The sequence below is a fragment of the Bradyrhizobium sp. sGM-13 genome (genome assembly GCF_018398875.1).
Lineage (GTDB): Bacteria > Pseudomonadota > Alphaproteobacteria > Rhizobiales > Xanthobacteraceae > Bradyrhizobium.
In genome coordinates, this window is record NZ_JAGWDK010000018.1 from 51,599 (window position 1) to 78,185 (window position 26,587).

The following is a 26,587-nucleotide window of genomic DNA, read 5'->3' on the forward strand; positions in this document are numbered from 1 at the left end:
CCCAGCGCAATTGAGGGGACTTGCGGGCCTGTTCCGCCCATCCCGGCCCCGTTAGACTGGGCGAAGCCAAGAGAAATCCCATGCTAGAAATCCCATGCTGATTCCTCCGTCGCCGCTTCCGCCCTTCAGCGCGCCCTACGCGCCCGATGACCGCGCGATGGCCGCCAGCCTGCTCCAGGCCGCGCGGCTGGACGCGGCGCAGGAGCGGCGCATCGAGCGCGCAGCGACTGCGCTGATCAAGGCCATCAGGGCCAATGACGATCCGCTCGGCGGGGTCGAGGACATGCTGCGCGAGTTCGCGCTGTCGACCAAGGAGGGCCTTGCGCTGATGGTGCTGGCGGAAGCGCTGTTGCGGGTCCCGGACGCCCGCACCGCCGACCAGTTCATCGAGGACAAGCTCGGCCAGGGCGACTTCATCCATCATGAAACCAGGTCAAGCGCCTTCCTGGTCAACGCCTCGGCGTGGGCGCTCGGCATGTCGGCCCGCGTGATCCAGCCCGGCGAGACCCCGCAGGGCACCATCGGGCGGCTGACCAAGCGGCTGGGCGCGCCCGCGGTGCGGGCGGCAACGCGGCAAGCGATGCGACTGATGGGCAATCATTTCGTGCTCGGCGAGACCATCGAGGCGGCGCTGTCGCGGGCGCAACCGCATTCCGCGCGCCAGCAACGCTACTCCTTCGACATGCTCGGCGAAGGCGCCCGCACCGCCGACGACGCCGCGCGCTACTTCACTTCCTATGCCAGTGCCATCGAGGCGATCGGCCGCACGGCCGATGACCGTCCCCTGCCCGACCGGCCCGGCATCTCGGTCAAGCTCTCGGCACTACATCCCCGCTTCGAGGCGGTGAGCCAAGCGCGAGTGATGGACGAACTGGTCCCGCGGCTGATCGACCTCGCCAGGCAAGCCAAAGCCTATGATCTCAATTTCACCGTTGATGCCGAGGAAGCGGACCGGCTGGAATTGTCGCTCGACGTGATTGCGGCAGCCTTCGCTGATCCCTCGCTTGCGGGCTGGGACGGATTTGGCCTCGCGGTCCAGGCCTATCAGAAACGGGCCAGTGACGTGATCGATTACGTCAATCGTCTCGCACGCGGCCTGGACCGCAACATGATGGTGCGGCTGGTCAAGGGCGCCTATTGGGATACCGAGATCAAGCGCGCGCAGGAACGCGGGCTCGACGGCTATCCCGTATTCACCCGCAAGGCGATGACGGACCTGAACTACGTTGCCTGCGCAAAACAATTGCTGGCGCTGCGACCACGGATATTTCCGCAGTTCGCCACTCACAATGCGCTGACGGTCGCGACCATCCTCGAACTGGCAACGGAGCAGAGCGGATTTGAATTCCAGCGCCTGCACGGCATGGGCGAGGCCCTCTACGCAAAGCTGGGCGAGGACCGTCCCGATATCGCTCATCGCACCTACGCGCCGGTCGGCAGCCACCGCGACCTCCTGGCCTATCTGGTGCGGCGATTGCTGGAGAACGGCGCCAACTCATCCTTTGTCGCGCTCGCCGCCGACGAGGCGGTGCCGGTCTCGCAATTGCTGCGGCGCCCCGCTGACATCGTCGGCAGCGCCGACAATGCCAGACATCCGAATATCCCGCAGCCGCGCGACCTCTATGGGCCGCAACGAAAAAACTCCCGCGGAATCGAATTCGGTGAACGCGCGGCGTTGAGCAAACTCGTCTCGGCCATCGCTGCGGAACGACTGCCCGCATCCGGAAGCATTGCGGAAGCGACGGAGGTGGAGGCGAATGCGGCGGTATCGGCCGCACGCGCCGGCTTCACGAATTGGAGTAGAACGCCGGCCAAAACACGCGCAGCCGTGCTGAAAAAAGCTGCGGATCTCCTGGAAGCCCGCGCGGCGCATTTCATCGCACTGCTGCAACGAGAGGGCCGCAAGACGCTGGACGATTCGGTATCAGAAGTTCGCGAAGCCGTGGACTTCTGCCGCTACTATGCGGCGCAGGGACGCGAGCTGTTTGGCGATAGCAAGCCGCTGCCGGGACCGACCGGCGAGAGCAATATGCTCCGTCTGCGCGGCCGCGGCATCTTCGTCGCGATCTCGCCGTGGAATTTTCCACTGGCGATATTCCTCGGACAGGTCACGGCGGCATTGATGGCAGGCAACGCGGTCGTCGCGAAGCCGGCCGAGCAGACGCCGCTGATTGCGGCCGAAGCCATCGGGCTGTTGCACGAAGCCGGCGTGCCGGCGTCAGCGCTGCATCTGGTGGCCGGCAACGGCCGGATCGGCGGCGCGCTGGTCGCGCATCCCGATATCGCCGGCGTCGTCTTCACCGGCTCGACAGAAGTGGCGCGCACGATCAACCGCGCGCTCGCTGCCAAAGATGGGCCGATCGTGCCGCTGATCGCCGAGACCGGCGGCATCAATGCGATGATCGTCGATGCCACCGCGCTGCCCGAACAGGTCGCCGACGACGTCGTGACCTCGGCCTTCCGCTCCGCCGGCCAGCGCTGCTCGGCACTGCGGCTGTTGTTCCTGCAGGACGATGTCGCCGACCGCGTGATTGAGATGATTGCGGGCGCGGCGCGCGAACTCGTCATCGGCAACCCCAGTGATCCAGCCACGCATATCGGACCGGTGATCGACGCCGAGGCCAAGCAGCGGCTGGACGCGCATATCGAACGGATGAAGAAAGAAGCCCGGGTGCACTTTGCGGGTCACGCACCACAAGGCAATTACGTCGCGCCGCATATTTTTGAACTGTCCGATGCTGGCCAGCTCACGGAGGAAGTGTTCGGCCCGGTGCTGCACGTGGTGCGCTATCGCGCCGACCGATTTAACGAGGTGCTGCAATCGGTCGAGCGCTCCGGCTACGGGCTCACCCTCGGCATTCATTCCCGGATCGACGATACGGTGGAAGACACGATCGAGCGCCTGCAGGTCGGCAACATCTATGTCAACCGTAACATGATCGGCGCCGTCGTCGGCGTGCAGCCGTTCGGCGGCCACGGGCTATCCGGCACCGGGCCCAAGGCCGGCGGGCCGCATTATCTGGCGCGTTTTGCAACCGAGCAGACGGTGACCATCAACACGGCGGCTGCCGGCGGAAATGCAGCGCTGATGTCTGGCGGCGAGTAGTTGCATCGCCTACCCCACATGGGTCAAATGGCATCCGAATTCCAGCTTTCGCTGGCGGTAATTCCGACTTGCGAAAAAATCAACAAGCCACACGGAGCGGCGGCACTATGGAAAAGGGTATCTTCGACGGCCTCAAGGTTCTGGATTGCGCGAGCTTCATCGCCGCGCCCGCGGCCGCCACTGTGCTGTCGGATTTCGGCGCCGACGTGATCAAGATCGAGCCGCCCGGCTCCGGCGATCCCTACCGCAATCTGCCGAATTTGCCGGGCTACCCGCATAGCGAGCATAATTTCGCGTGGATGCTGGAAGGCCGCAACAAGAAGAGCCTTGCGCTCGATCTCTCCAAGCCCGAGGGACAGGCGGTGCTGCATCGCCTCGCCGCCCAGGCTGACGTCTTCATCACCAACTATCCGCCGCAGGTGCGCCAGCGGCTCGGCATCACCCATGACCATCTGGCGCCCCACAACGAGCGCCTGATCTACGCCTCGTTCACTGGTTATGGCGAGAAGGGCGAGGAAGCCAACAAGCCCGGCTTCGACTCCAACGCCTATTGGGCGCGCTCCGGCCTGATGGACCTGGTGCGGGCGGACGAACATACGACGCCGGCACGCTCGATCGCCGGCATGGGCGATCACCCCTGCGCGATGGCATTCTACGGCGCGATCGTCACCGCACTCTACAAGCGCGAGCGCACCGGGAAGGGATCGCATGTCAGCTCCAATCTGATGGCCAACGGTGTCTGGGCCGCTTCGGTGCTGGCGCAAGCAAAACTGGTCGGTGCGAAGTTCGGCGAACGCCGCCCGCGCGAGCGCGCGTTGAACGCGGTGACGAACCACTACCAGTGCAAGGACGGACGCTGGCTGATCCTCTCCCTGCTGAACGAGGACCGGCAATGGCCGACGCTGGCGCGCTGCCTGGGCCGCGACGATCTCGTCACCGATCCCCGTTTCGAGACCAAGAAGGACCGTCATGCGCGGTCGGTCGAATTGATCAAGATTTTCGACGAGACCTTTGCGACCAAGGACCTTGCGGAGTGGCGCAAGATTCTCGACGGCAATGGTCTCGTATTCGGGGTGGTCGGCATCCTCGACGATATTCCGAATGACAAGCAGATGATCGAAAACGAGGTGCTGGTGCCGTTCGAGAACGACACCATGCTGACGATCAATAGTCCGATCTGGGTCGACGGCAGCCGCAAGGTCCAGCCGCGCAAGCCGCCCGGCATCGGCGAGCACAGCGACGAAATTTTGCGTGATGCCGGCTATGACGAGGCGGCAATCGGCAAGCTGCGCGCCGCCGGCGCGGTGGCGTGAGGCAACCAGCCATGCCCAGCTACCGCCTGCATTACTTCCCCGAGTCGGGAAACAGCTACAAGCTCGCGCTGATGCTCACTCTGTGCGGGCAGACATTCGAGCCGGTCTGGACCGATTTCGGCGGTGGCGTCACGCGCACGCCGGAATGGCGGCGCGACGTCAACGCGATGGGTGAAATTCCCGTGCTCGAGGTCGACGGCGAACGGCTTACCCAAACCGCGCCGATCCTGCTCAAGCTGGCAAAGCAATTCGGCCGGTTCGACGGCGAGACCGAGCAGGAACAGTTCGAATTGCTACGCTGGCTGTTCTGGGACAACCACAAGCTCACCGGCTACATGGCGACGTACCGCTATTTCCGCACCTTCACGCCGTCGCCGGACGAGCACGTGCTGAAACATTTCCGCAGGCGCCTCGACGATTTCCTGTCGATTCTCGAACAGCACATGCAAAAGAATGCATTCGCCATCGGCGAACGGCCGACGGTGGCCGACATTTCCATGATGGCCTATCTGCATTATCCCGCTGACGAGACCGGATATGATTGGGCTGTGAGCCATCCCGCGATCAACGCGTGGCTCGGGCGGATGGCGCAGCTGCCCCGCTGGAAATCGGCCTATGATCTGTTGCCCGGCAAGCGCTTGACGCATTACGCCAAACAATAGTGCGTCAAGTGACCTTGCGTATCGCTACCGGCTTTTGACGAAGCACATGCCGATGCGCGAGGTCTTGCCGGCGGCTTGACAGGTCAGGCCCTCAGCGCAGGTCCAGTCGCGGAAACTCGTGTCATTGTTGGCGGCTGGCTTGCCCCGAACATAGCAATGCGCGCCCCAGCCGTCGTAATAGTTGCTGCCGGCGAGTTCGGTGCTGCCGCGCAACTGCGGACGGCTCGCGAAGCCGCGCGAATAATCCGGCGGCTTACCGTCGCGCAGGCTTGCGAGAATAGCGCGGCGGCGGACCTGGTCGCCGAAGAAATGCGGCGATGCCGGCACGACAGTTGCATTCGAGGGCTTGTCAGCCATCCAGTCAACGCCGGGGAAATGAAAGCCACCGATGCCGCGTGTCTGATGGCAGCCGGAGCAGGTCACGTCGTTGAGGCGCCGTTCGAACCCGGCAAGCGAACGGATATTCTGCAACTTTGCGCCGCTTTCCGTAGCCTTCCTTAACGCCGTCACCACGTCAGCCTCGCTGAATACGGCGCCCTCTCCGTGCACCAGCCCGAATTCCGGCTCCAGATCTGACGGATCGAATCCGACCGGCGTTGGCGCAATCGCGCCATGCGCGAGGAATTTTTCCGGGATCAGCACGGTGCCACGATCGAACGCGACGAGATTGACGGGATCGAGCAGCCATGCCCTGAACTCGCGCTTGAGGCCATCGTCCGCCAGAAGGCGCGCACGGTCGATCTGGTTCTCCATGGGCGATTCCACGAACGCGCGCGCTTGCCGGTCGTAGCGAAACACCTTCAACAGATAGTCGATACGAAAGTCGCGAACCGAGGATTTCGGCGCGTGCGCGATCTGAAGATTGGTCTCGATGCGATCGATATTCTGATAGTCGATCAGATCGAGCGGGCCGTCGCTCGCCGACGGCGCTCCGCCGAGCCAGCGCCTGGCAATTTCGGAGCATGCGATCGCCGCCCCCTCGCCTCTTGCCTTCAGCACGAGGTTCAGCGTCATCGGCAGCCGCGGCGGCGCCGCAACGTCACCCGCCGCCTTGTTGACCCGCGTCAGGCGGTAAATCAGGCGTATCTCGCCACAGCTTGCTTCCGCGGTGAAAGTGCGGTCCATGCGATTGACGATGCCGGCCAGCACGAACCGCGTCTCTGCCGAATAGAGCAGCGTGCGGTCGAACAATTGGAAATCAAAGCCCTCGCCGACGCCGATTGTTTCCTTTGAGAGGCTCGCGTGATGCCGCGCGATATAGCGGTTGAACTCGCCGTCGATCGCTTGCCGGACCGCCGCCATCGATGGCAGGGCGAACAACTCGCTGTTCGCGAGCGGGATGTCCGCCGACCGCTCCGAAACCAGCATGCGATCGAGGCGAAATTTTCCGGCGTCGAGTTCTCGCAACGTCGCGGGATCGGTGATGGCGGCGCCGCGCTCAAGCGCCGCATCTTGTGCCGCGCGCGCCGACAAAGCGCCACACAGCAGAGCAAGCAAAATGGCGAGAAATCGTGGCGCGCGGCTCATGTCGCAACTAACACCGCGCAAAGAGGTCTATTCAAGAAAAAAGGCGCTTCACATCGCCGTGAAGCGCCTTTGCTGTTCGTTTGTCGTGCCGCTATCGCGCGACGATCAGGCCCTTGCTGGTCACGACCACCCAGCGGCCGTCCTGCTTGCGAATGGCGTCGACCCGGCCGAGACCGGGCACGGGATCGCCGGCATAGACCTCATACATGCCGCGACGGCTCTCGATCAGCGCGCTGCCATTGCCGATATCGCGCAACACCCAGCCTTCGACGGTCGGCAGCCGGGCGACTTCAGGCTTGGGCGGAGCCGCGGGCGCTGCGGCGGCAACCTGCTGCGGCACCGAGCCGGTCACGTCCTTCGCAGGGGCCGGCGCAGCCGCAGCGGTCGTTGCGGAGGCCTGGGCTGCGCGGAGCTTATCGACGGTCTCGCTGAGCTTGGCGAGTTTAGCGGCGGGCTCAGCCTGGGCCTTTTCCACCTTGTCGAGGCGATCGCTGGCCTTGTTGAGCTGGCCCGACGTCGTCTTGGACGTCTGCTCCAGGCTCGCCTTCAGTGCACCGATCTCGGCATCGAGCCGCGCCACCGAGGCTTCGAGCGCGCTGTCCTTCGCCGACGCCACGGCCGAATCTCCGGCCATCAACTTTCCAATGCCTGTGGTCGCCAACGCGCCACCGAGCGCACCGGCCACGGTCGCCAGCGCCACGACGGCGGCCATGGCCCCGATCCTGCGCTTGCCGGACGATGCCTCCGCCGGCGCGGCCTTCGCCTCAGTGCCGACGCGGTCGCCAGGCGACATGATTGTCACATTGCCGGGGAAGCGCGGCGCTTCCTGCTTTACGGCGTCGATCTTGGGAGGCTCGACCTTTGATGTCTCGACTTTTGGCGTCTCAACCTTTGGCGCGTCCATGTTGACGGCGTCCACCTTGGGCGCGTCTGGCTTCGGGGCGGTCTCTTCCTGCTCGGGCGCCAGTCTAACGGGCTCGACCTCAGCCGCGGCGGCCACCGGCGCGCTCGGCGCCGGTTTGTCCGGTGCGGCTGGCCCGGCCCCAAGGGTTCCGGTCTCACCGCTGGTGGGCTGGGATTGTTGATCGCTCACGTTGGATTCTCCAGAATTGATTGACCATTTGGTAACTTTTATTGCTTGCCAAATCGTTACCGGCCCGGGCCTTACCGAAATTTTAGGAACTGATCCGGTCCGGTTTTGGCCTGATACACGTCAGCCATCCCGATCCCAGTCTCCCATGCCGCCCTGCGGCATCCGTGGTTCCGTTTGCGCCGGCTCTTTTCCCGACTAACATGGACGCAACCGACCAGCCAGAAAGGCAGGGGGCCACCATGACCATCGAGAAATGCATCAACGAGTTTGATGTAGATGACGTCATTTTTGAGGAAGGCTCGGCCGGGCGGGAACTGTTCGTCGTGCTCGACGGCCAAGTCGAGATCGCCAAGATGAACGGCGCCAGCAAGACCGTCATCGTCACGCTCGGCAAGGGCGAGTTCTTCGGCGAGATGGCGGTCATCGACGGCTCGGCGCGTTCGGCAACGGCCATTGCGGCCACCCCACACACCCGCGTGATGCGCATCAATCACGCCCGCTTCGTCTATCTGGTGAGCCAGCAGCCGGCCTTTGCGCTGATGATCATGGATGCCCTCAGCAAGCGCTTGCGGGCCTCCAACACGGTGGCCTTCGGGGCCGCGGGCGGTTGATGAGCGAGCGCAGACCAAGCCCGTTCAAGACGCTGCTAGAGAGCGACGTCTGTACGCTGATCCAGGCCGCCGAAGACGTCTATCAGGTCCGCTTCAAGAACCGTGGGGCGAACGCCTATCTGGTGCGCGGGAGCTCGCGCACCATCCTGATCGATGTCGGGCTGTCCTCGAACTATCCGCACCTGTTGACGTCTCTCAATCACATCGAAGTGAAGCCCGACGATATCGATATGGTGGTGCTGAGCCACGAGCATCTCGACCACATCGGCGCGGCCTATCATTTCCACGGCCACGCCTTCATCGCCGCGCACAGGCTCGCCGCCAACAAGATCATGCTGCGCGACGACTTCTCGATGCTGCGCAAGATGTTCAACGAGCCGAACGTGCCGATCAACATCGATCTCTGGCTTGAGGAAGGCAATTTGATCGACCTCGGCAATTTCCGCCTCAACGTGATGCACACGCCCGGCCATACCTCGGCCTGCATCACGCTGTTCGACCAGGACAAGGGACTGCTGTTCGCCTCCGATACGCTGATGCCCGGCGGCGTGATGGGCGGCGTGTTCGGCTCCGGCAGCATTGCCGACTACATCCAGTCGCTGGAGCGGCTGAAGGGCCTGAACTCGAAAATCCTGCTGTCGGGCCACGGGCGGCTGTCCGATACGCCGCAGGAGGATGTGCGGATCGGATCCAGCGCTCGCATGGATTGTTGTCGGACACCGCGCAATTATTCGACGCGCTGGATGCGCGAGCGAATTTCGAGCCGATCATGCAGTCGGTGCGCGACCTCAACAAGCTCGACGACTGACTCGTCATTGCGAGCGCCAGCGACTTGTCCGCCATAGCTCAAAGGGGGAAGGCGGAAGCAATCCATTGCGCGAAGCGGCGAGAGAAGGCCCATTGCTGAAGCAGCCGGCCGCCGCGCCCATTTGAATCGCACGATGTCGAGCAGTTCGCTCACCGCTCAAGAAAAAGGCCGGCGGGCGTTACGCCGCCGACCTTGTCTTGCAACTGCCGGCTCGCGGGTCCGGTTCCGTTGCTTTGCATTTCGCTTACTGCATCTACCTTGATCGGTACCACCCAGTGCCCGCTGATGCCATTGCACGCAGGTATGGCCAAGCCGTCCAGAGGTAGCCTCACATTATGGAAACGGATGGCGCCAACTATCCAGAGGTTTAGGGCAGTGGTAGCGAGCTACAGTACCACCGGCGCATCCGGGAGTTCATTCGCCCCGCCGCCCGCCTTCGGAAAATGCGTCGCCAATTCGCGCGACACCGCCGCGACGCCCTTGGTCACGCCGCGTTCGAAATCCCCTGCCCTGAAATCCGCTTCCATCTCCTTGCAGATCGTCTCCCAGCCGGCCGCGCCGACCTTAGCGTTGATGCCGCGGTCGGCGACGATCTCGACGTCGTGATCGGCGAGCAAGAGATAGATCAGCACGCCGTTATTGTCGGCGGTGTCCCATATCCGCAAATGCGAGAAGACGTCCAGCGCCCGCTCACGCGCGGGCTGGTTGCGAAACAGCGGCGCGCCGTCGAGCGCGCCTTCGACCACGAAACGGACCTGCCCGGAATGAGTTGCCTCGCCCGCTTTGATCGCCTGTTCGATCCTCGCCAAGACGGCTGGCGGGAAATCGCGACGGCGGCGCCAGTGATGCTGGAGAAGATGCCTGATGATACGTCCGATGCTCATGTCTACCAGCTCCCCGATGCACCGCCGCCGCCAAAGCTGCCGCCGCCACCGCGGAACCCACTGTCGCTGGAGCTGCTGCCGCCGGACCAGGAGCCGCCGCTGCCACCGACCCATCCACTGTCCCTGCCGCGGCGTCCCACGCTTGGGCCCATCGAGCCCATGTTCTGGACGAGGAAACTTACGACGAACACGATAAAACCGATGAGGATCGCCGCTGCGAGCGATCCTACAACGAACCAGCCGAAGACGCCCACGATGCCGCCGGTCGCCGCCGCGCCGATGAATCGGCCGAGCACCGCCCTCAGCACCCCGCCGACAATGAAAACGAAGACGAGAATAAATGGATTGAACGGGTCGACATAGTCGGACAAGCCGGGACTTTGCCAGTGTGGCGGCTCCGGCTCCGGCAGTTTCTCACCATTGGCGACCGCGATCATCCGGTTGACGCCCGCCGAAACACCACCGGCGAAATCGCCGCTCTTGAATTTTGGCGTGATGTCCTCGTCGATGATGCGCTTGGTAGTGGCATCCGTCAGCGCGCCCTCGAGGCCGTAACCGACCTCGATCCGCAAGCGGCGATCGTTCTTGGCGATCACGAGAAGCGCGCCGTCATCGATCTTCTTGCGGCCGATCTTCCAGGCTTCCGCGACGCGGAGCGCGAATTGCTCGATGGCCTCGCCGTCCGTCGTCGGCACAATCAGCACGGCGACCTGGCTGCCTTTTCGCGCCTCGAGATCCCTAAGCTGCTGCGTCAGCGCGGCGACGTCGCCGGCGGTGAGCGTGCCGGTCCGATCGACCACCCGTCCGGAGAGCGGTGGCACCGCGACGAGTGCTAGTGCGGAAGAGGCCCAGCACAGCAGTAGCGCAAGAAGGGACGCTCTCGCAGCGTTCATCGCAGTGGCCTTTTCAGCCGCTACTTGGCGGGCGCCGGCGTCGGATTGAAGTCCACCTTCGGCGCCGTCGAGATCGCCTTCTCGTTCTCGACCGCAAAATTCGGCTTTTCCTGGTAGCCGAACGCCATCGCCGTCAGATTGTTCGGGAACGTGCGGATGCCGACGTTGTAGTCCTGTACCGCCTTGATGTAGCGGTTGCGTGCCACCGTGATACGGTTCTCGGTACCTTCGAGCTGCGCCATCAGGTCGCGAAACAGCGCATCCGATTTGAGCTGCGGATAATTTTCGGTGACGACCAGCAGCCGCGACAGCGCGCTGGTGAGTTCACTTTGGGCGGACTGGAATTTCTGGAACGCAGCGGGATCGTTCAGCACCTCTGGAGTGGCCTGGACGCTGCCGACCTTGGCGCGGGCATTGGTGACGCCGAGCAGCACGTCTTTCTCCTGCTGCGCAAAGCCTTTTACGGAATTGACGAGATTGGGCACCAGATCGGCCCGGCGCTGGTACTGGTTGACCACTTCTGACCACCCCGACTTGACCCGCTCGTCATTGGTCTGGATGGCGTTGTAGCCGCAATTGGTCAGGCTCAGCGTCGCCAGCGCCGCCAGTACAGTCCAAATTCTGCGCATCGAACTCTCCCAAAGGAAAGTTCAACGCCAACCTGTTTGATTGGTTGCGTCTGGCATGCAAGGCGCGAGCCTGCTTCAGGTTCATTTTGCAGCCCGATGGCCCTTGCCTATCATTCGCCGAAATAACAACATGGCCCGATAACAATAATTGAGGGAGGGCCGATTGACCGCTTTCGAAACCATCGTCGTGGAGCGGCCGGAGCCGCGCATCGCGCGGATCGTGATGAACCGGCCCGAGGCGCGCAACGCGCAGAACCTGCAGATGACCTACGACCTCAACACCGCTTTCGATCAGGCTGTGCAGGACGACGCGGTCAAGGTCATCATTCTCGCCGGCAACGGCCCGCATTTTTCGTCAGGGCATGACCTGCGCCCCGGGGCCAAGAATACTGCCGGCGCGGATTTTCCGCCGGTCGGAAATTGGGGTGGGTTCGCCGAACCCAACGCCCACGGCCGCTTTGCGCGCGAGCAGGAAATCTATCTGCAGATCACGCGGCGCTGGCGCAACCTCGCAAAGCCGACGATTGCCGAAGTGCATGGCAAATGCATCGCCGGCGGATTGATGCTGGCGTGGGCCTGCGACCTCATCGTCGCAAGCGATGATGCCGAGTTCTGCGATCCCGTGGTCACCATGGGCGTCTGCGGCGTCGAATGGTTCGTGCATCCCTGGGAACTGGGCCCGCGCAAGGCCAAGGAATTGCTGTTCACCGCCGACGTCTGGAGTGCGCAGGAAGCCCACCGGCTCGGCATGGTCAACCACGTGGTGCCGCGGGATGAGCTTTCCCCCTTCGTTATGAAGCTTGCTGAAAGGATCGCGGCAAAACCTTCCTTCGCGCTGAAGCTGACCAAGGAAGCGGTCAATCGCTCGGTCGATGTGATGGGACAGCCGGCGGCGATCGAGCAGGCATTCGCGCTGCATCAGCTCTGCCACGCACACAATCTTCAGGAATTCGGAATGATCGTGGATCCCGCGGGCCTTCACCCGTCCGTCCGAAAGCCGGCGCAGGCCAGCTAAGAAAAGGCAAAAGCAAATCAGATGGACCTCAACCTGAGCGACGAGCAGCGATTGCTGCGCGAAAGTGCCGACCGCTTCGTCAACGAGACTTACACCGCCGATCACCGCCGCAAGATCGCGAACGACCCGCTCGGCTTCAGCATGGATATCTGGAAGCAGTTCGCCGATCTCGGCTGGCTGGCGCTGCCGATCCCGGAGGCCCATGGCGGCCTCGGTGGCGGCGCGATCGAGATCGGTATTCTGATGGAAGCGTTCGGGCGTGGCCTCGTCTCCGAACCTTATCTCTCCACCGTCATCGGCACTTCGCTGATCTCGGAGTGCGGCACGGAAACGCAGAAGCAGGCGCTATTGCCGAAAATTGCTGATGGTTCACTGATTCTGGCATTCGCGCATTCGGAACGACAAGCGCGCTACGACCTTGCCGAAGTGGCTACGACAGCGAAGAGAACACCTGACGGTTGGCGTATCGACGGACAGAAGACAGCCGTCCTCGATGGCGGAGCCGCCGCGCAGATCGTCGTCTCGGCGCGAATTGATGCCGGCAAGATCGGTCTGTTCATGGTGCCGCAAGGTGCGGCCGGCCTCACCTCCCATGATTTCCCGCGGCTTGGTGGCGGCCGGGCCTGCAACCTCGAACTCAGGGATGTGGAGCTTCCCGCCGATGCCCTGCTCGGCGACGGCAGCGACGCGCTGCCGGCGATCGAAGTCGTGGTCGACCGCGCCATGGCCGCGCTCGGTGCCGAAGCCGTCGGTATCATGCAGACCCTGCTCGACCAGACGCTGGAATACACGAAGATACGAAAGCAGTTCGGCCGGCCGCTCTCTGCCAACCAGGTGATCCGTCATCGCCTCGCCGACATGGCGATGCAATGCGACGAGGCGCGCTCGATGGCGTTACGCGCCGCGCTGATGGCCGATGCCGAACCGGTCACGCGCAGCCGCGCCGCCTCGGGCGCCAAAGCTAAGATCGGTAAATGCGCGCGTTTTGTCGCCGAACAGTCGGTCCAGCTTCACGGCGCGATGGGCGTTACCGAAGAGCTGGACATCGGCTCCTACTTCAAGCGGCTGCTCGCCTTCGAGACGCTGTTCGGCGGCAGCGCCCATCATTACCGCCGTCACGCCGCCCTCGGCGGACGAGCCGTTGAGGCCTGAAAGGAACATACCCATGGATCTCACCTTCAGTGCCGACGAGCGCGCCTTCGAACAGGAAGTGCGCGACTTCATCGCGGCCAACCTCACGCCGGAGATGAAGCGCGCCACCGCGCTGACGCCTTCGGTGTTCTCGGATCCTGATATCGGCATGGCCTGGCAGCGCGCGCTGCACAAGAAGGGTTGGAGCGCCCCGGGCTGGCCGGTGGAGTATGGCGGGCCGGACTGGACGCCGGCGCAACGCTGGATTTTTGAGGCCGAATGCGCCCGCGCCGGCGTGCCCAATGTGAACGTGATGGGCGTCAAGATGGTCGGCCCGGTCATCATCGGCTTCGGCTCGCCCGAGCAGAAGAATTTTTATCTGCCGCGGATTCTCTCAGGCGAGGATTACTGGTGCCAGGGCTATTCCGAGCCGGGCTCGGGCTCCGACCTCGCCTCGCTGAAAACCCGTGCCGCGCGCGACGGCGACGACTACGTCATCAACGGCACCAAGATCTGGACCACGCACGCCCACCACGCCAACCGGATGTTCGCGCTGGTGCGCACCAACGAGACCGAGCGGCAGCAGGACGGAATCTCCTTCATCCTGATCGACATGAAGACCCCGGGCATTACGACGCGGCCGATCCTGACCATCGGCGGCGACCATGAGGTCAACCAGGTGTTTTTCGACGACGTACGGGTGCCCGTCGCCAACCGCGTCGGCGAGGAAGGCAAGGGATGGACCTACGGCAAATATCTGCTCGAGTTCGAGCGCGGCTCCGGCATCGCCTCGGCCAAGCTGCGCGACGCGCTGAAGACGATTTCGGAGCTTGCCGAATCTGACGCGACCGGCCACGCCATCGGCGATCCCGATATCGCGGTGCGGATGTCGGAGATCGAGGTCGATATCGACGCGCTCGAGATGACGGAATTACGTGTGCTGTCGGCGCTGCAGACCGGGCAAAATCCCGGCGCGGTGTCGTCGCTCCTAAAACTGCGCGTCAGCGAAATCCGCCAGGCGGTGACGCGGCTCGGCGTCGACGTGATCGGCAATGACGGGCTCTATGTCGAGCCAATGCGGCCGCTCTACCGGCTCAAGGAGGCGCCGGGAATCCCCGAGGAGTTGCTTCCCGTCGTGCCGGAATATCTCAACGGCCGGGCCTATACGATTTTTGGCGGCTCGTCGGAGATCCAGCGCGATATCGTCGCGAAGATGGTGTTGGGGCTTTGAGGCTGTCGTCCCGGGGCGATGCGAAGCATCGAACCCGGAACTCGAGATTCCGGGTTCGCGCTGACGCGCGCGCCGGAACGACGGCATCTAGAATCCGCCCGCCCTCGCATCCCTTATCGCCTGCCAGACCTTCGCCGGCGTCAGCGGCGCGTTGAGCTGCTTGATGCCGAGCTCGCTCAACGCATCCATCACGCCGTTGGTGACGCAGGGCGGGCCGCCGATGGCGCCGGATTCGCCGCAACCCTTGGCGCCGAGCGGGTTGGTCCGGCACGGCGCGGAATCGTCCAGCGTCACCACGATCGGCGGAATGTCGTCGGCGCGCGGCACGCAGTAGTCCTGGTAACTCGCGGTCAATAGCTGCCCTTCCTCGCTGTAGGCGACGCCCTCATAGAGCGCCTGCCCGATGCCTTGGGCGATGCCGCCGTGCACCTGGCCGGTCACCAGCATCGGGTTGACGGCAATGCCGACGTCATCGACCGTGGTGTAGCGCACCACCTTGCTGACGCCGGTTTCCGGATCGATTTCGACCTCGCAAATGTGAGTGCCGTTCGGCCAGCTCGGGCCGTCGACTTCGCCTTCGGAATCGACGGAGAGCCGCGCGCCATCTTCGTTCTTCGCGATCTCGAACAGGCTGATGCGCTTGTCGGTGCCGACCACCGTCAGCCAGCCGTCGCGGTACTCGATATCCTCGATGGACGTTTCCAGCACGTTCGAGGCCTTCTCGCGCGCCTTCTGAATCATGTCGTTGGTCGAAACTGCAACCGCCGTGCCGCCGACAAACAGCGAGCGCGAACCGACGCTGCCGAAGCCGGTGGCGAGATCGGTATCGCCCTGCACGACGTCGATCTTGTCCATGGGAATGCCGAGCGTATCGGATACCATCTGCGTGTAAGTGGTCTGCAGGCCCTGCCCCATCGCCATGGTGCCGGAATGCAGGATAATGCGGCCTTCCGCGGTCGCGTGCAGGCTGACCTTTTCGGTATGCGCGCGCCCACCAGTCCATTCGATATAGCTGGTAAGGCCGCGGCCGTAGAGCAGGCCCTTCTTCTTCGCCGCCTTCTTGCGCGCGTTAAAACCGTCCCAGTCCGAAAGCTCGGAGGCGCGCGACAGCATGTGCGCGAAGGCGCCGGAGTCGTACACCTGCCCGACCGCGTTGGTGTAGGGCAGTTGCGCCGGCTTGATGTAGTTGACCTTGCGAATGGTGCGCGGGTCCATGCCGATCTGCCGTGCCGCAGCATCCATCAGCCGCTCGACGATGAACACGGCTTCGGGCCGCCCGGCGCCGCGATAGGCGCCGACCGGTGCGGTGTGGGTCATCACCGATTTCACCTCGAAATGCACCAGCGGCAGATCGTAGACGCCGGTCTGCACGAAGGGCCCGAGCACCAGCGGAATGATATTCGCGGTCCCCGACGAGTACGCGCCGGTGCCTCCGATCGAACGCACGCGGTAAGCGAGCACGCGGCCCTTGGCGTCGAGCGCGAATTCGCCGGTCGAGGTAAGATCTCGGCCATGGGTGCCGCCGACGAACTCGTCGGTGCGGTCGCCGCGCCAGCGGATCTTCTTGTTCAGCTTGGTCGCGGCGTAAGCAACGATGCCGTCCTCGGGATAGAGGCTGGTCTTCTGGCCGAAGCCGCCGCCGATGTCGCCGACCAGCACGCGGACGCTGTCCTTCGGCCGCTTCAGAATCGATTCCGCGAGCAAGTCCCGGGTCGAGCCGGGTGTTTGCGACTGCACGTGCAGGATCAACCGACCGGTCTTCTTCTCGATCTCGGCAATCGTCGAGCGAGGCTCCATCGCGGAGGGCACCAGCCGCTGGCTGACCAGGTCGAGCGAGACCGTGTGCGCAGCCTTGGCAAAGGCTTCCTCGACCTTGGCGGCATCGCCGTAGCTCATGGCAGCGACGATGTTGTCGGGCGCCTCGGGCCATACTACCGGTGCGCCGGGCTTCACCGCCTCGACAGGGTCGACCACCGAGGGTAGCACCTCGTAATCGACCACGATCGCTTCGGCCGCGGTCTGCGCCAGCACGCGCGATGTTGCGACCACGGCGGCCACAGCTTCGCCGGCACACCGCACGATTTCATGCGCAAGCAGACGTCGCGGCGGCACCGTCATCGGCGATCCATCCGGCCGCTTGAAGATCGCGAGCGTCGGGATGGTGCCGACATCGTCCTTGATCAGCTCCGCGCCGGTATAGATCGCGTGGACGCCCGGCATCCCGGCGGCATCAGTCGTATCGATCGAGACGATCTTTGGGCATGGGGCGAGCGCAGCACGTAGAGCCAGAGCGCGCCCTCGTCGGGCTTGTCGTCGATGAACTGCCCCTTCCCGGTGAGCAGTCTCTGGTCTTCCAAACGCTTGACCGGCTGGCCCGCACCGAAACGCATATTGCCGGGAAGAATGTTCATCAGTTTGTCCTTAGCTTGTTCGGATTGGGCGGGGTTTTAGCGGTTTTTCACCGCGAGACAACTCATTCAGCCCGCTGCAACAAGCGCCAGCGCTGAAGACGCAAGCACCGCGCGGGGTACGATTCTGCCCTTCAGGGGGACTATTAGCCGCGGCTGATATCCACGATATCGACGTTGACATCGCGCGTTTCCGAACCGCGTTTCAATGTGATGCGGACGCTTTTGCCTGCACCGACCTGCTCGATCTGGTCGGTCAGGTCGGAGAGCCGGTGAACCGGCTTACCATCGGCTTGAACGATCACGTCGCCGAGCGCGCCCGAGTTGAAATCAACGCCACGGATGCCAGCCCGTTCGGCCGGACTTCCGGGCGCGGTGCGCACGACGATCACCCCTTCGACGCCCATGCGCGTCGCAACGGCTTCGCCGGCGGCGACGATCCCGATCCCCGGGGTCGGCACCCGACCATTCTTGATGAGCTCGGGCACGATACGATTGACGATATCGGCTGGAATCGCGAAGCCGATGCCGGCGCTGGAGCCGGAGGGCGAGATGATGGCCGTGTTGACGCCGATCAACCGTCCCGCCGAGTCCAAAAGGGGGCCACCGGAATTGCCAGGATTGATCGCGGTATCGGTCTGGATCACATTGGCGATCTCGCGACCGCTGCTGGTCGGCAGCCGCCGCTTGAGCGCGCTGATGATTCCGCTCGTCAGCGATTGATCTAGTCCGAATGGGTTGCCGATCGCAAATGCAATTTGGCCTACCTTGAGGTCGTTAGAACTGCCAAGCGCCACCGGCGGCGGTAGTTGGCGCGGATTCCTGATCCGCAGCACCGCCAGATCGTAGTTCGGTGCAACGCCGACGATTGAAGCTTGGGCCACCTCGCCTGAGGCGAAGCGAACAGCCACCTCGCGGCCATTTTGCACGACGTGATTGTTGGTGACCACATGACCGCTACTGTCCCAGATAAAGCCAGTGCCGGAGGCCGCCCGCCCGGAGGCCGCCGGGCCTTCCTCTTCTTCGAAGGGATTGGCCACGGCGGATCGCGCCGCGACTTGCACGACGGATGGCGAGACGCGTTCGAACAACTCGATGTTCGCGCGCTCGGCATCAGACAGCGGCCCACGCTGGTCGACGCTGCGGGCGACTGTATTGGTCCACGGGCTGTAGCGGATATTGGAGAGGGTTAACGCCACCAGTACGGCTGCGATAGCGGCTAATGAAAGCGCGAAACGACGATTCATCGATCACTCACTAGATATCGCGCAAAGCGCGATGCGGAAGGTAAGCAAGCCGGGCATCATCACCAACCAAACGTCCTGGCCGGACTAAAGTTTCTGAACTTTCAGAGACTTAATCATGCGGCAAAATCGACCGGCGGAGCTGATTTATGCATGACGGTTTGTCGCGCAAGCAGCGGCATGCGCTTGAAACCAAATCCTGCCATTCTAATTGTTCTAAAGCCGCAGTCCGTCATTGCGCCACCGGTCCTGATCGGGCGCCTGGCATGGCCATCAGGCAAAGGTCCCGATGCGGCTTCCTGCGACAAGGCGTCCGGAGTTGCGAGATGAACAACAAGACGCGCTTCAATATCGGATATGCGATCGCCGCAATCTTTGCTGTCCTGATCATCCAATATTTCGTTTCCACGGCGAGCCAGATCGCCATCATTCCCTACAGCGAATATCAGCAATTGCTGAAGCAGGGAAAGGTCGCGACCGTCGGCATCTCCGACCGCACCGTGCAGGGCACCTTGAAGGAGCCGCTGTCCGGCGGACAAAAGCAGTTCGTCACCACGCGCGTCGATCAGGAGACCGCGCAGGAGCTCGAGAAATACAACGTAAAATTCACCGGCCAGATCGAGAGCACGTTCCTGCGTGACCTGCTGTCTTGGGTCATGCCGGTGCTGCTGTTCTTCGGCCTGTGGTGGTACATCGCCAGACGCGCTGCAGAAGGCGGCGGTCTTGGCGGCGGGCTGATGGCGATCGGCAAGAGCAAGGCCAAGATCTATGTCGAGTCCAATACCGGCGTGAATTTTTCCGATGTCGCCGGTGTCGACGAAGCCAAGGACGAACTGCGCGAGGTGGTCGACTTCCTGAAAAATCCAACCGACTACGGACGACTCGGGGGACGCATGCCCAAGGGCGTGCTGCTGGTCGGTCCGCCCGGCACCGGCAAGACGCTGCTGGCCAAGGCGGTGGCCGGCGAGGCCAAGGTGCCGTTCTTCTCGATTTCAGGTTCGGAATTCGTCGAGATGTTCGTCGGCGTCGGCGCGGCGCGGGTGCGCGACCTGTTTCAGCAGGCACATCAGAAAGCGCCTGCCATCATCTTCATCGACGAACTCGATGCGCTCGGCCGCGCCCGCGGCATCGGGCCGTTTGCGGGCGGCCACGACGAGAAGGAGCAAACGCTCAATCAGCTTCTGGTCGAACTCGACGGCTTTGACTCGCGCTCCGGCCTCGTCATCCTCGCCGCCACCAACCGACCGGAAATCCTCGATCCAGCGCTTCTGCGCGCCGGTCGCTTCGACCGCCAGGTGCTGGTCGACCGCCCCGACAAGAAGGGCCGCACCGAAATTCTTAAAGTTCATATGAAGAAGGTGCAGCTCGACTCCAGCGTTGATGCCGAGGCGGTCGCTGCACTGACGCCCGGTTTCACCGGCGCCGATCTTGCCAATCTGGTCAACGAAGCCGCTCTGCTGGCGACACGGCGCAGCGCCACTGCCGTCGCAATGACTGATTTCAACAACGCGGTCGAGCGCATGGTCGCGGGGCTGGAGAAGCGAAACCGGCTGCTCAATCCGAAGGAGCGCGAGATCGTTGCCTATCACGAGATGGGTCACGCCTTGATCGCGCTGTCGCTGCCAGGCGTCGATCCCGTGCACAAGGTGTCGATCATCCCGCGCGGCGTCGGCGCGCTCGGCTACACCATCCAGCGCCCTATCGAAGATCGCTTCCTGATGACCAAGGAGGAACTGGAGAACAAGATGGCGGTGCTGCTCGGCGGCCGGGCGGCGGAGTTGATCGTGTTCAACCACCTTTCCACCGGCGCCGCCGACGATCTTCGCCGCGTCACCGACATCGCCCGCAGCATGGTGACTCGCTACGGCATGTCCGAGAAACTCGGCGGCGTGGCCTACGAGCGCGACCCCGGCAATTTCCTGGCCGGCGCCGATCGGCCCTTCCCCACGCGCGATCGCGATTATGCCGACGAAACCGCTGCGGCAGTCGACGAGGAGGTTCGCGCGATCGTCGACCGAGTGTTCGACCGCGCGCAGGGCATCCTGAAGGCGCGCCGTGCGATCCTGGATCGCGCAGCGAAAAAATTGCTGGAGAAGGAAACCCTGGAGCAGAGCGACCTCGAAGCGCTGATGCGCGAAACGCCGAAGGAGGCGCTGCGGGCGATCTAAGCTACGCCGGATATTGTAGGGTAGGCAAAGCGAAGCGTGCCCACCGTCTTTGCTTGAGCACGCATGGTGGGCACGGCAAAATGCGCCTTTGCCCATCCTACGGAATCTCGCAGGCTGCGTTATCCGAGGTCGCGCAGCGCCGCCTCGACCATCTGGCGCTGCTCGGCCGTAAGCGCCACTTGCGGCGGGATGGGATCGCCGACCGCGTAACCCTGGATGTCGAGCCCGGCCTTGATGCAGGCGGCGAGGTTGAACCGCGCAAAAGCCTCGTTGATGCGCCACAGTTTGCGCTGCAATGCCATCGCCTCATCCCAGCGCGCCGCCTCGCAGAGCTTGTAGAGTTCGACGCTCTGCCGCGGGATGATGCAGGCAGGACCGGCCATCCAGCCCACCCCACCGATCAGCATCACCGCCGCCGGGATGTGGGCGGATGCGGAGAACACGCGGATCGCCTCCCCACAGCGGTTCATGATCGATAGCAGCCGGCCGGTATTGGTGGAGGCGTCCTTGATGTAGCCGATGCGCGGATGGGTCGCGAGCCGCGCGATCACGTCAAGCGTGAGATCGGAGCGCTGGAATTGCGGATTGGTGTAGATCACGACGGGAATGTCGACCGCGTCAGCAATGGCGCGGAAATAGGATTCGACCTGCGCGTCGTCGAGCGGGAAGTAAGCCTCCATGATCGCGAGAATCCCGTCGGCGCCGAGCTTCTGATACGCCTTCGCCTGCGCCACCGCATCCGCCGTTGACGTCGAGGCGACGCCGGCGATCACCGGCACGCGGCCATCAGCGGCTTCGATCGTGGCCTGCACGACGCTGGCACGCTGCGCCTGGTTGAGATAGGCGAACTCGCCGGTCGACCCCAGCGGCGTCAGCCCATGCACGCCTGCCTTGATGAGGTCGTCGCAGAGCCGGCTCAGCACTTCCGTGCGAATTTGACCGGATCCATCGACTGGTGAGACCAGGTAGGGAAAGACGCCGTGAAAATCAGCCATGAAGGAAGATGCCTTTGGCAGGAGAGTCCGGTCCGCATGGCTATCCGGAATACCGGTGCAAGACAACATTTCGCAAACGCGATGACCTGATCCCGCACGCCGAAGCAATGTCATATTGGCTGCGTTGAGCGGCAGCCGCGCGCGTGGGCCGCAACTCCGATATCGACACCTCAGCTCGATTGAACAGTTGATCGGATCGGCCGTCGTCGGTGGCCGGCTCGGATTACGCAGCGCCTAAAGCAACATCATCATCGCGAGCATTGCGCCGAAATATCGCGCCAGGGATGCCGTCTCGATGAGCTTCACATGCGCCAATAAGCTCTTCAGGTTCCGGATCATACCGTCGCACCACTTGCCGGAAAGCAGGCCCGAAAGGCCGCGTCACGCACTAGGCGCGCTGCACCACATGGCCAAAAGATGTCCACAGATGTTCACAGGTTCTAACGATTTAACTCACGATAATTTCACGACTTTCTCCGCACTCTCGCAGCCTTGACCAATCGCGAGAATAGTCTTGATGGCTGTGCAGAAGGTCGCTGACGTATCCTCTTTCCGAACTTCCGAGCTCAATACGCGCGGCTCTGTTCCACCGGCGGCAGTTCCCGGCTTTCGCCACTTCCTCGGCACACCGACTCCTTCGCAGCGCTTCCGCGCCTTCGGTATCGATCCGCTCGAATCGCCGTCACACCATGCAAAGCTTCGCGGATTGATGCATCGCCTGTCACGGCGAATGGATGCCGCCATAAAATGGCCGTCACATCAAGTTCGATCGCTGGAACATTGGGAAAATCCCTCCATCCCCTCGGGCTATACCTATCTGCTGCAGTTCATTGCGCATGATCTGGTTCACTCGGCGATTCCGCTTTCGGTGGCGGGCGGGCTTGGCCGAGGCACCACCAACGCCCGCCGCACGCCGCTTCGGCTGGAGACGCTGTATGGCAGCGGCCCGGTCGGATCGCCGCACATCTATGCGCTGGACGCGCCGAATGACGACCGCCGCACCAAGCTGCGGCTCGGCCGCATGCGCTGGAAGGAGAACGAGCCCGCGACCGGCTGCCCGTTCCGCGACATCGCGCGAACCCCAGCCGAGAACGTGACGGGCATTGATCGCAGTATCAAGGGCGTCCGCGTTGCCCTCACCGAGGCATTGGTCGCTGATCCCCGCAACGATGATCATGCCGTCATGTCGCAGCTCACCGCGCTCTTCGCGCTGCTGCACAATGGGCTGATCGACCTTATTCGCCGCCAGGAAGACAACGCCGGTCCGAACGACCGGTTCGGCGCGGCCTACAAGCGTTTCCTGTGCGCCCGTGAGGCATTGACTGCCATCTATCACAACATCATCCGCAAGGATCTGATGCGGCGCGTAATCCATCCGGCGATCTACCAGGCATATAGCTGCCCGAAGCCGGACTTCATCGATCGCCCCGATCCGGCCGAAGGCCTTGCGATCGGAGACTGGGAAATCCCCTTCGAATTTTCGCACGGCGCGTTTCGCTTCGGTCACGCGATGGTGCGGCACGAATACCGCATCAACGACCTGTCGCTCCACGACCTCAACAACACGCTCGAGAAGTCCTCCGCGAATGACCCCCTCAACATGCCGCTCGATGAGACGTGGATGGTGCAGTGGTCGCGCTTCTTCGAGATCTCCGGCTCGAAGCCGAATTTCAGCCGCCGCATCGGACCATATCTGAGCGATGGGCTGGGTAACGACCAGATCTTTCCAGCGTTCGACGACACCGAGCGCGTGGGCTTGCTCTATCGCGATCTGCTCGGCGCCGGGCTCGCCGGCATGTGGTCGGTGGACGCATTGATTGCCGAGATCGGCAAACGCAAACCGCACCTCATTGCCACGTCGCGCCTGCTGGCCGACCGCGCCTATCGGATTGGCATGCTCCGTGAGTGGCTGAGGGCCGCGCCGGCCTATGGCACGCTCTCGGCAGCGGACATCGAAACTGTTTCGAACGATCCACCGCTGCCCTTCTTCATCCTGTTCGAAGCGATGCAGCAACCGCACTCAGAGGGACTGCACCTCGGCCCGCTCGGTTCGATCATTGTATCGGAAGTGATTTTCGGCGTACTCGCCTGCGACCCGCGATTGGCCGACGGCGCATCGCTCGCCGAGCGACTGGCAAGCATTTCCCGCGAATTTTATCCGGCAAACGTACTTCAGGAAATTCCAGACATCTCAAGCATGGCGCAGTTGGTGCAGTTCACTACCGAAATTGCCGAACTGCAGCAAGCCGTACCCGCATTTCTGTGAGCGGAAATTGCTCCGTCTCACGCAACCCGAGGAGAAGATCATGCGTATTGAAAGGCTGCAAGTTACCAACCACGAGCGCTGGGGCAAACTGGTAAAGACTTGGGCAACTGGCACTAACTATCTTGAGGACGATAACACCTACCCGATACCGGCGACGGTGGACGAATTCAAGGAGCAACTCGCCAAGGCGCAAGTGTTCGCCACCGTGCCGGATCGCTTCAAGCATATCAAGTTCGTATCCCAGGAGCAGGACACGATCACGGTCAAGTTGCCGCCGAAGGTGATGATCGAGGATTCCGAGGCGTTGCTAAGCGAGCCCGGCTCGACCTATCCGCTTCCGCCGTTCTACAAGCGGTTGTTCAACGGCATCGATCCGGTGATTCCGGAGGAAGAGAAATTCAAGGTGCATGCCGAACGCATCGGCGATTACACCTTGAGCCTTTGCGCCTGAGGCAACAGGCCTAGACCGATAGCTTGACGATACCTTCGACCGGAAGCCCTGCGCCACGTAAGCCGTGGCGGAGGGCCTCCCATCGCTCGCTCACGCTGATCGGATGGGCCTGCAGTACCCAGCGCGTGATGGCTTCGTCGGTTGGCGCCAATCGCCCGACCCAGAACGAGCGCAGTCCGTTCACGAAGCGCTGCGCCTCCTCCCGCGCCATCTCCTTTTCCCCGAGATAGAATAGCGTCGCCGCCCGCCATGCCGGCAGGATCGGTACCACGCCGTGGGCGCGATCATAGGCTTCGAGTGCGCCCCTGTAGTCACCGGTCAGGAAGCGGATGATGCAGTGATAGCTCCATTCAAGATATGATGGGGCCGGCGACACCGTCATCGCCTGCTCGGCCCGCAGCCGGGCCTGCTCGATCGATCCGCAGAATGCGTCGTAGTGTGCGCTGGACAGCAAGGTCCAGGGATCGTTGTCGTTGAGCTCGCAAGCAAGCTGCATATGCGGCGCCGCTTCGGCTTCCCGCAGCGCCATCATGTAGGACCAGCCGCAGCACAGATGCGCTCTTGAATCCACCGGATCGAGCTGGACGGCGGTCTTCGCCAGGTCGAGCGTGGCGCGCGCTTTGTCGAGATCGCGGAACAGACCCGGATGAACGAAATGCTCGATGTTGTTCATCTGCACGAGGCTGCTGTAGCAGGGCGAGAAGCCCGGATTGTCGCGAATGGCATCGCGAAAGATGGCGACAGCCCGCCGCCAGCTTTCGGGATCGAACTTCGACATGAGGTTCTGGCCGCGCAGCCAGCGGTCATGCAGGTCGAGCGATACGTCAGGCTCGCCGGCCAACCGCATCAACCGCTCGGTCGAGAGCTGCACGTTTAGCGAGGTGGCGATCCGGCGGATGATGCGCTGCTGTGTTTCGAACCAATTGCCGAGGCCGAGGCGGAAGCTTTCGCTCCAGACGTAAATCCCGGTGGTATCGTCCCGAAGCACCATCACGATGTTGATTTCGGCTCCCGCCTGATAGGCGGTGGTCTCGATACAGTATTGCGGAGACGTACCCGCCGGAAGCACGAGGGCCGCCGGAGGTCGATCGACGACGCTCCATTCCCGGAAGCGCACGAGACAGGCCGCAAGATGCTGGGAGAACCCCTGCACCAGATGGCTGTGGTCCTCGTCGACACCGTGCATCGCAAAGGGCCGCAGCACCAGCCGCGTCTTGGCAGGTGCATTGACCGGTGGCGCCATCGGGACTACCGGCTGCAGAGCGGTCCCTCTGACCATCCTGACAGCGAATTCATCATTCGCTGCCGACGCGGCGCGATCCGCCGGCGCGCGCTCCAGGATGCCGAGCTTGATGTTCGCGACGAGTTCTTCGGTGGCCGACGACGGCTCCATCGCGTAGTCGCGATCGAGCAGGTCCCACAGCGCCTTGTAGATGCGCAGCGCGCCGGCAATATCGCCTTCTTCCGCATGCGCCCGCATCAGATAGCGGCAGGCGTATTCATGGGTCGGATCGAGATTGACGATCGCGGCCGCAATCCGTTTCTTGGACTCGGCGGCCACGCTTGCGGAGGTCAATCCTTCGTCGAGATTGCGCATCAGCCGTTCATGGATCGTCTGCCGCTTCGCCAGCACCCAGACCCGGAACGACGGGTCGAGATCGTCCATTCCTTCGAGCAAACGCCCGTCGAGCTGCGGGGTATCGAGCAGCAGCGGGTGAACGCGTCCGCCTTCGGCGAGTTGAATCACGCTTTCGATATCGACTTCGATTCGTCCGACGTCGAGGCCGATCAGCAGCCGCTCCGCGATAAAGCCGTCATAGCCGGCCTCCTCGAACATTGCCCGCAGTTCGCGCACGACCTGCCGCAGCGAGGCACGCGCCTTTTCCTCGTCGGAACGGCTCCAAAGCAGGCCGACCAGCCGCTCGCGGCTCTCGTGCTTGGTCTCCGACAGCGCGAGATAACTCAGGACGGCGCCGGCCTTGCGGGTTCGCAGTTCGATCGGCCGGCCGTTGAAGCGCACGCCGAGCCGCCCGACCAGCGATACCGACAGACGCGGAACGCTTTCGGGCGCGGCCGCGGCACTGTCTGATGTCATGGCGTTGGCACTGGCCGGCATGAAACGGTTTCCGGAACCGGTTGGTTAATTCCCGCC

Annotated in this window: 19 protein-coding genes and 1 pseudogene; 11 read left to right on the forward strand and 9 right to left on the reverse strand. The window is 63.1% G+C overall.

What is annotated here, in order from left to right; genetic code table 11:
• The first annotated feature begins 94 nt into the window (after positions 1 to 94).
• The 3 genes from putA to KJQ96_RS25100 all read left to right on the forward strand — a co-directional run bounded on the left by putA (position 95) and on the right by KJQ96_RS25100 (position 5,081).
• Positions 95 to 3,106, forward strand: a complete 3,012-nt coding sequence (putA, locus tag KJQ96_RS25090; protein ID WP_213289087.1) for a bifunctional proline dehydrogenase/L-glutamate gamma-semialdehyde dehydrogenase PutA — start codon at positions 95 to 97, stop codon at positions 3,104 to 3,106.
• Between the two features lie 107 nt (positions 3,107 to 3,213).
• The gene (locus tag KJQ96_RS25095; RefSeq protein WP_213289088.1) at positions 3,214 to 4,419 is read left to right on the forward strand and encodes a CaiB/BaiF CoA-transferase family protein; all 1,206 of its coding nucleotides are present in this window, start codon (positions 3,214 to 3,216) and stop codon (positions 4,417 to 4,419) included.
• 11 nt (positions 4,420 to 4,430) lie between these two features.
• Positions 4,431 to 5,081 carry a glutathione S-transferase family protein gene (locus tag KJQ96_RS25100; RefSeq protein WP_213289089.1) on the forward strand — a complete coding sequence of 217 codons (651 nt, stop codon included), beginning with the start codon at positions 4,431 to 4,433 and terminating at the stop codon, positions 5,079 to 5,081.
• A 24-nt stretch (positions 5,082 to 5,105) separates the two neighbouring features.
• On the opposite strand, the gene KJQ96_RS25105 is transcribed toward KJQ96_RS25100, so the two are convergent.
• Positions 5,106 to 6,608: a hypothetical protein gene (locus KJQ96_RS25105; protein WP_213289090.1), complete on the reverse strand. Its 1,503-nt coding sequence runs from the start codon at positions 6,606 to 6,608 to the stop codon at positions 5,106 to 5,108.
• Between the two features lie 91 nt (positions 6,609 to 6,699).
• The gene (locus KJQ96_RS25110) at positions 6,700 to 7,701 is read right to left on the reverse strand and encodes a hypothetical protein (RefSeq protein WP_309142468.1); all 1,002 of its coding nucleotides are present in this window, start codon (positions 7,699 to 7,701) and stop codon (positions 6,700 to 6,702) included.
• Positions 7,702 to 7,901: 200 nt separating this feature from the next.
• On the opposite strand from KJQ96_RS25110, the gene KJQ96_RS25115 reads away from it, so the two are divergent.
• Both KJQ96_RS25115 and KJQ96_RS25120 read left to right on the forward strand, forming a co-directional pair.
• Positions 7,902 to 8,312, forward strand: a complete 411-nt coding sequence (locus tag KJQ96_RS25115) for a Crp/Fnr family transcriptional regulator (protein ID WP_249734480.1) — start codon at positions 7,902 to 7,904, stop codon at positions 8,310 to 8,312.
• The gene (locus tag KJQ96_RS25120; RefSeq protein ID WP_249734482.1) at positions 8,312 to 9,157 is read left to right on the forward strand and encodes an MBL fold metallo-hydrolase; all 846 of its coding nucleotides are present in this window, start codon (positions 8,312 to 8,314) and stop codon (positions 9,155 to 9,157) included. Before KJQ96_RS25115 ends, KJQ96_RS25120 begins: the two co-directional genes overlap by 1 nt.
• A gap of 349 nt (positions 9,158 to 9,506) precedes the next feature.
• Here the strand turns inward: KJQ96_RS25120 and KJQ96_RS25125 are convergent, their stop codons facing one another.
• Genes KJQ96_RS25125 through KJQ96_RS25135 form a run of 3 tightly spaced genes read right to left on the reverse strand, consistent with a single transcriptional unit; the run spans position 9,507 to position 11,526 of the window.
• A complete protein-coding gene (locus KJQ96_RS25125; RefSeq protein WP_213289091.1) occupies positions 9,507 to 10,004 on the reverse strand; it encodes a TPM domain-containing protein in 498 nt (165 codons plus the stop codon).
• Positions 10,005 to 10,006: 2 nt separating this feature from the next.
• Positions 10,007 to 10,897, reverse strand: a complete 891-nt coding sequence (locus tag KJQ96_RS25130) for a YgcG family protein (RefSeq protein ID WP_213289092.1) — start codon at positions 10,895 to 10,897, stop codon at positions 10,007 to 10,009.
• 20 nt (positions 10,898 to 10,917) lie between these two features.
• A complete protein-coding gene (locus KJQ96_RS25135; RefSeq protein ID WP_213289093.1) occupies positions 10,918 to 11,526 on the reverse strand; it encodes a LemA family protein in 609 nt (202 codons plus the stop codon).
• 163 nt (positions 11,527 to 11,689) lie between these two features.
• Here KJQ96_RS25135 and KJQ96_RS25140 point away from each other — a divergent pair, with 163 nt between their 5' ends.
• Genes KJQ96_RS25140 through KJQ96_RS25150 form a run of 3 tightly spaced genes read left to right on the forward strand, consistent with a single transcriptional unit; the run spans position 11,690 to position 14,903 of the window.
• Positions 11,690 to 12,541, forward strand: coding sequence for an enoyl-CoA hydratase (locus KJQ96_RS25140; RefSeq protein ID WP_213289094.1), 852 nt, complete (start codon positions 11,690 to 11,692; stop codon positions 12,539 to 12,541).
• Between the two features lie 21 nt (positions 12,542 to 12,562).
• A complete protein-coding gene (locus KJQ96_RS25145; RefSeq protein WP_213289095.1) occupies positions 12,563 to 13,693 on the forward strand; it encodes an acyl-CoA dehydrogenase family protein in 1,131 nt (376 codons plus the stop codon).
• Positions 13,694 to 13,706: 13 nt separating this feature from the next.
• Positions 13,707 to 14,903, forward strand: a complete 1,197-nt coding sequence (locus KJQ96_RS25150; protein ID WP_213289096.1) for an acyl-CoA dehydrogenase family protein — start codon at positions 13,707 to 13,709, stop codon at positions 14,901 to 14,903.
• An 87-nt stretch (positions 14,904 to 14,990) separates the two neighbouring features.
• On the opposite strand, the pseudogene KJQ96_RS25155 reads toward KJQ96_RS25150, so the two are convergent.
• Positions 14,991 to 17,314, reverse strand: a pseudogene (locus KJQ96_RS25155) (xanthine dehydrogenase family protein molybdopterin-binding subunit).
• A gap of 143 nt (positions 17,315 to 17,457) precedes the next feature.
• The gene (locus KJQ96_RS25160) at positions 17,458 to 18,558 is read right to left on the reverse strand and encodes a S1C family serine protease (RefSeq protein ID WP_213289097.1); all 1,101 of its coding nucleotides are present in this window, start codon (positions 18,556 to 18,558) and stop codon (positions 17,458 to 17,460) included.
• A gap of 323 nt (positions 18,559 to 18,881) precedes the next feature.
• On the opposite strand from KJQ96_RS25160, the gene ftsH reads away from it, so the two are divergent.
• Positions 18,882 to 20,723, forward strand: coding sequence for an ATP-dependent zinc metalloprotease FtsH (ftsH, locus tag KJQ96_RS25165; protein ID WP_213289098.1), 1,842 nt, complete (start codon positions 18,882 to 18,884; stop codon positions 20,721 to 20,723).
• A gap of 119 nt (positions 20,724 to 20,842) precedes the next feature.
• Here the strand turns inward: ftsH and KJQ96_RS25170 are convergent, their stop codons facing one another.
• Positions 20,843 to 21,718 (reverse strand): dihydrodipicolinate synthase family protein, encoded by an 876-nt coding sequence (locus KJQ96_RS25170; RefSeq protein ID WP_213289099.1) that lies wholly within the window; start codon positions 21,716 to 21,718, stop codon positions 20,843 to 20,845.
• Positions 21,719 to 22,235: 517 nt separating this feature from the next.
• On the opposite strand from KJQ96_RS25170, the gene KJQ96_RS25175 reads away from it, so the two are divergent.
• Both KJQ96_RS25175 and KJQ96_RS25180 read left to right on the forward strand, forming a co-directional pair.
• A complete protein-coding gene (locus KJQ96_RS25175) occupies positions 22,236 to 23,984 on the forward strand; it encodes a peroxidase family protein (RefSeq protein WP_213289100.1) in 1,749 nt (582 codons plus the stop codon).
• Positions 23,985 to 24,024: 40 nt separating this feature from the next.
• Positions 24,025 to 24,435 (forward strand): hypothetical protein, encoded by a 411-nt coding sequence (locus KJQ96_RS25180; RefSeq protein WP_213289101.1) that lies wholly within the window; start codon positions 24,025 to 24,027, stop codon positions 24,433 to 24,435.
• 10 nt (positions 24,436 to 24,445) lie between these two features.
• On the opposite strand, the gene KJQ96_RS25185 is transcribed toward KJQ96_RS25180, so the two are convergent.
• Positions 24,446 to 26,551 (reverse strand): BTAD domain-containing putative transcriptional regulator, encoded by a 2,106-nt coding sequence (locus KJQ96_RS25185; RefSeq protein ID WP_213289102.1) that lies wholly within the window; start codon positions 26,549 to 26,551, stop codon positions 24,446 to 24,448.
• Between the last annotated feature and the right edge of the window lie 36 nt (positions 26,552 to 26,587).

Coding starts and splice junctions, on each gene's coding strand:
- putA (WP_213289087.1), top strand. CDS start 95: ATGCTGATTCCTCCGTCGCCGCTTCCGCCCTTCAGCGCGCCCTACGCG.
- KJQ96_RS25095 (WP_213289088.1), top strand. CDS start 3,214: ATGGAAAAGGGTATCTTCGACGGCCTCAAGGTTCTGGATTGCGCGAGC.
- KJQ96_RS25100 (WP_213289089.1), top strand. CDS start 4,431: ATGCCCAGCTACCGCCTGCATTACTTCCCCGAGTCGGGAAACAGCTAC.
- KJQ96_RS25105 (WP_213289090.1), bottom strand. CDS start 6,608: ATGAGCCGCGCGCCACGATTTCTCGCCATTTTGCTTGCTCTGCTGTGT.
- KJQ96_RS25115 (WP_249734480.1), top strand. CDS start 7,902: ATGGACGCAACCGACCAGCCAGAAAGGCAGGGGGCCACCATGACCATC.
- KJQ96_RS25120 (WP_249734482.1), top strand. CDS start 8,312: ATGAGCGAGCGCAGACCAAGCCCGTTCAAGACGCTGCTAGAGAGCGAC.
- KJQ96_RS25125 (WP_213289091.1), bottom strand. CDS start 10,004: ATGAGCATCGGACGTATCATCAGGCATCTTCTCCAGCATCACTGGCGC.
- KJQ96_RS25130 (WP_213289092.1), bottom strand. CDS start 10,897: ATGAACGCTGCGAGAGCGTCCCTTCTTGCGCTACTGCTGTGCTGGGCC.
- KJQ96_RS25135 (WP_213289093.1), bottom strand. CDS start 11,526: ATGCGCAGAATTTGGACTGTACTGGCGGCGCTGGCGACGCTGAGCCTG.
- KJQ96_RS25145 (WP_213289095.1), top strand. CDS start 12,563: ATGGACCTCAACCTGAGCGACGAGCAGCGATTGCTGCGCGAAAGTGCC.
- KJQ96_RS25150 (WP_213289096.1), top strand. CDS start 13,707: ATGGATCTCACCTTCAGTGCCGACGAGCGCGCCTTCGAACAGGAAGTG.
- KJQ96_RS25160 (WP_213289097.1), bottom strand. CDS start 18,558: ATGAATCGTCGTTTCGCGCTTTCATTAGCCGCTATCGCAGCCGTACTG.
- ftsH (WP_213289098.1), top strand. CDS start 18,882: ATGAACAACAAGACGCGCTTCAATATCGGATATGCGATCGCCGCAATC.
- KJQ96_RS25170 (WP_213289099.1), bottom strand. CDS start 21,718: ATGGCTGATTTTCACGGCGTCTTTCCCTACCTGGTCTCACCAGTCGAT.
- KJQ96_RS25175 (WP_213289100.1), top strand. CDS start 22,236: ATGGCTGTGCAGAAGGTCGCTGACGTATCCTCTTTCCGAACTTCCGAG.
- KJQ96_RS25180 (WP_213289101.1), top strand. CDS start 24,025: ATGCGTATTGAAAGGCTGCAAGTTACCAACCACGAGCGCTGGGGCAAA.
- KJQ96_RS25185 (WP_213289102.1), bottom strand. CDS start 26,551: ATGCCGGCCAGTGCCAACGCCATGACATCAGACAGTGCCGCGGCCGCG.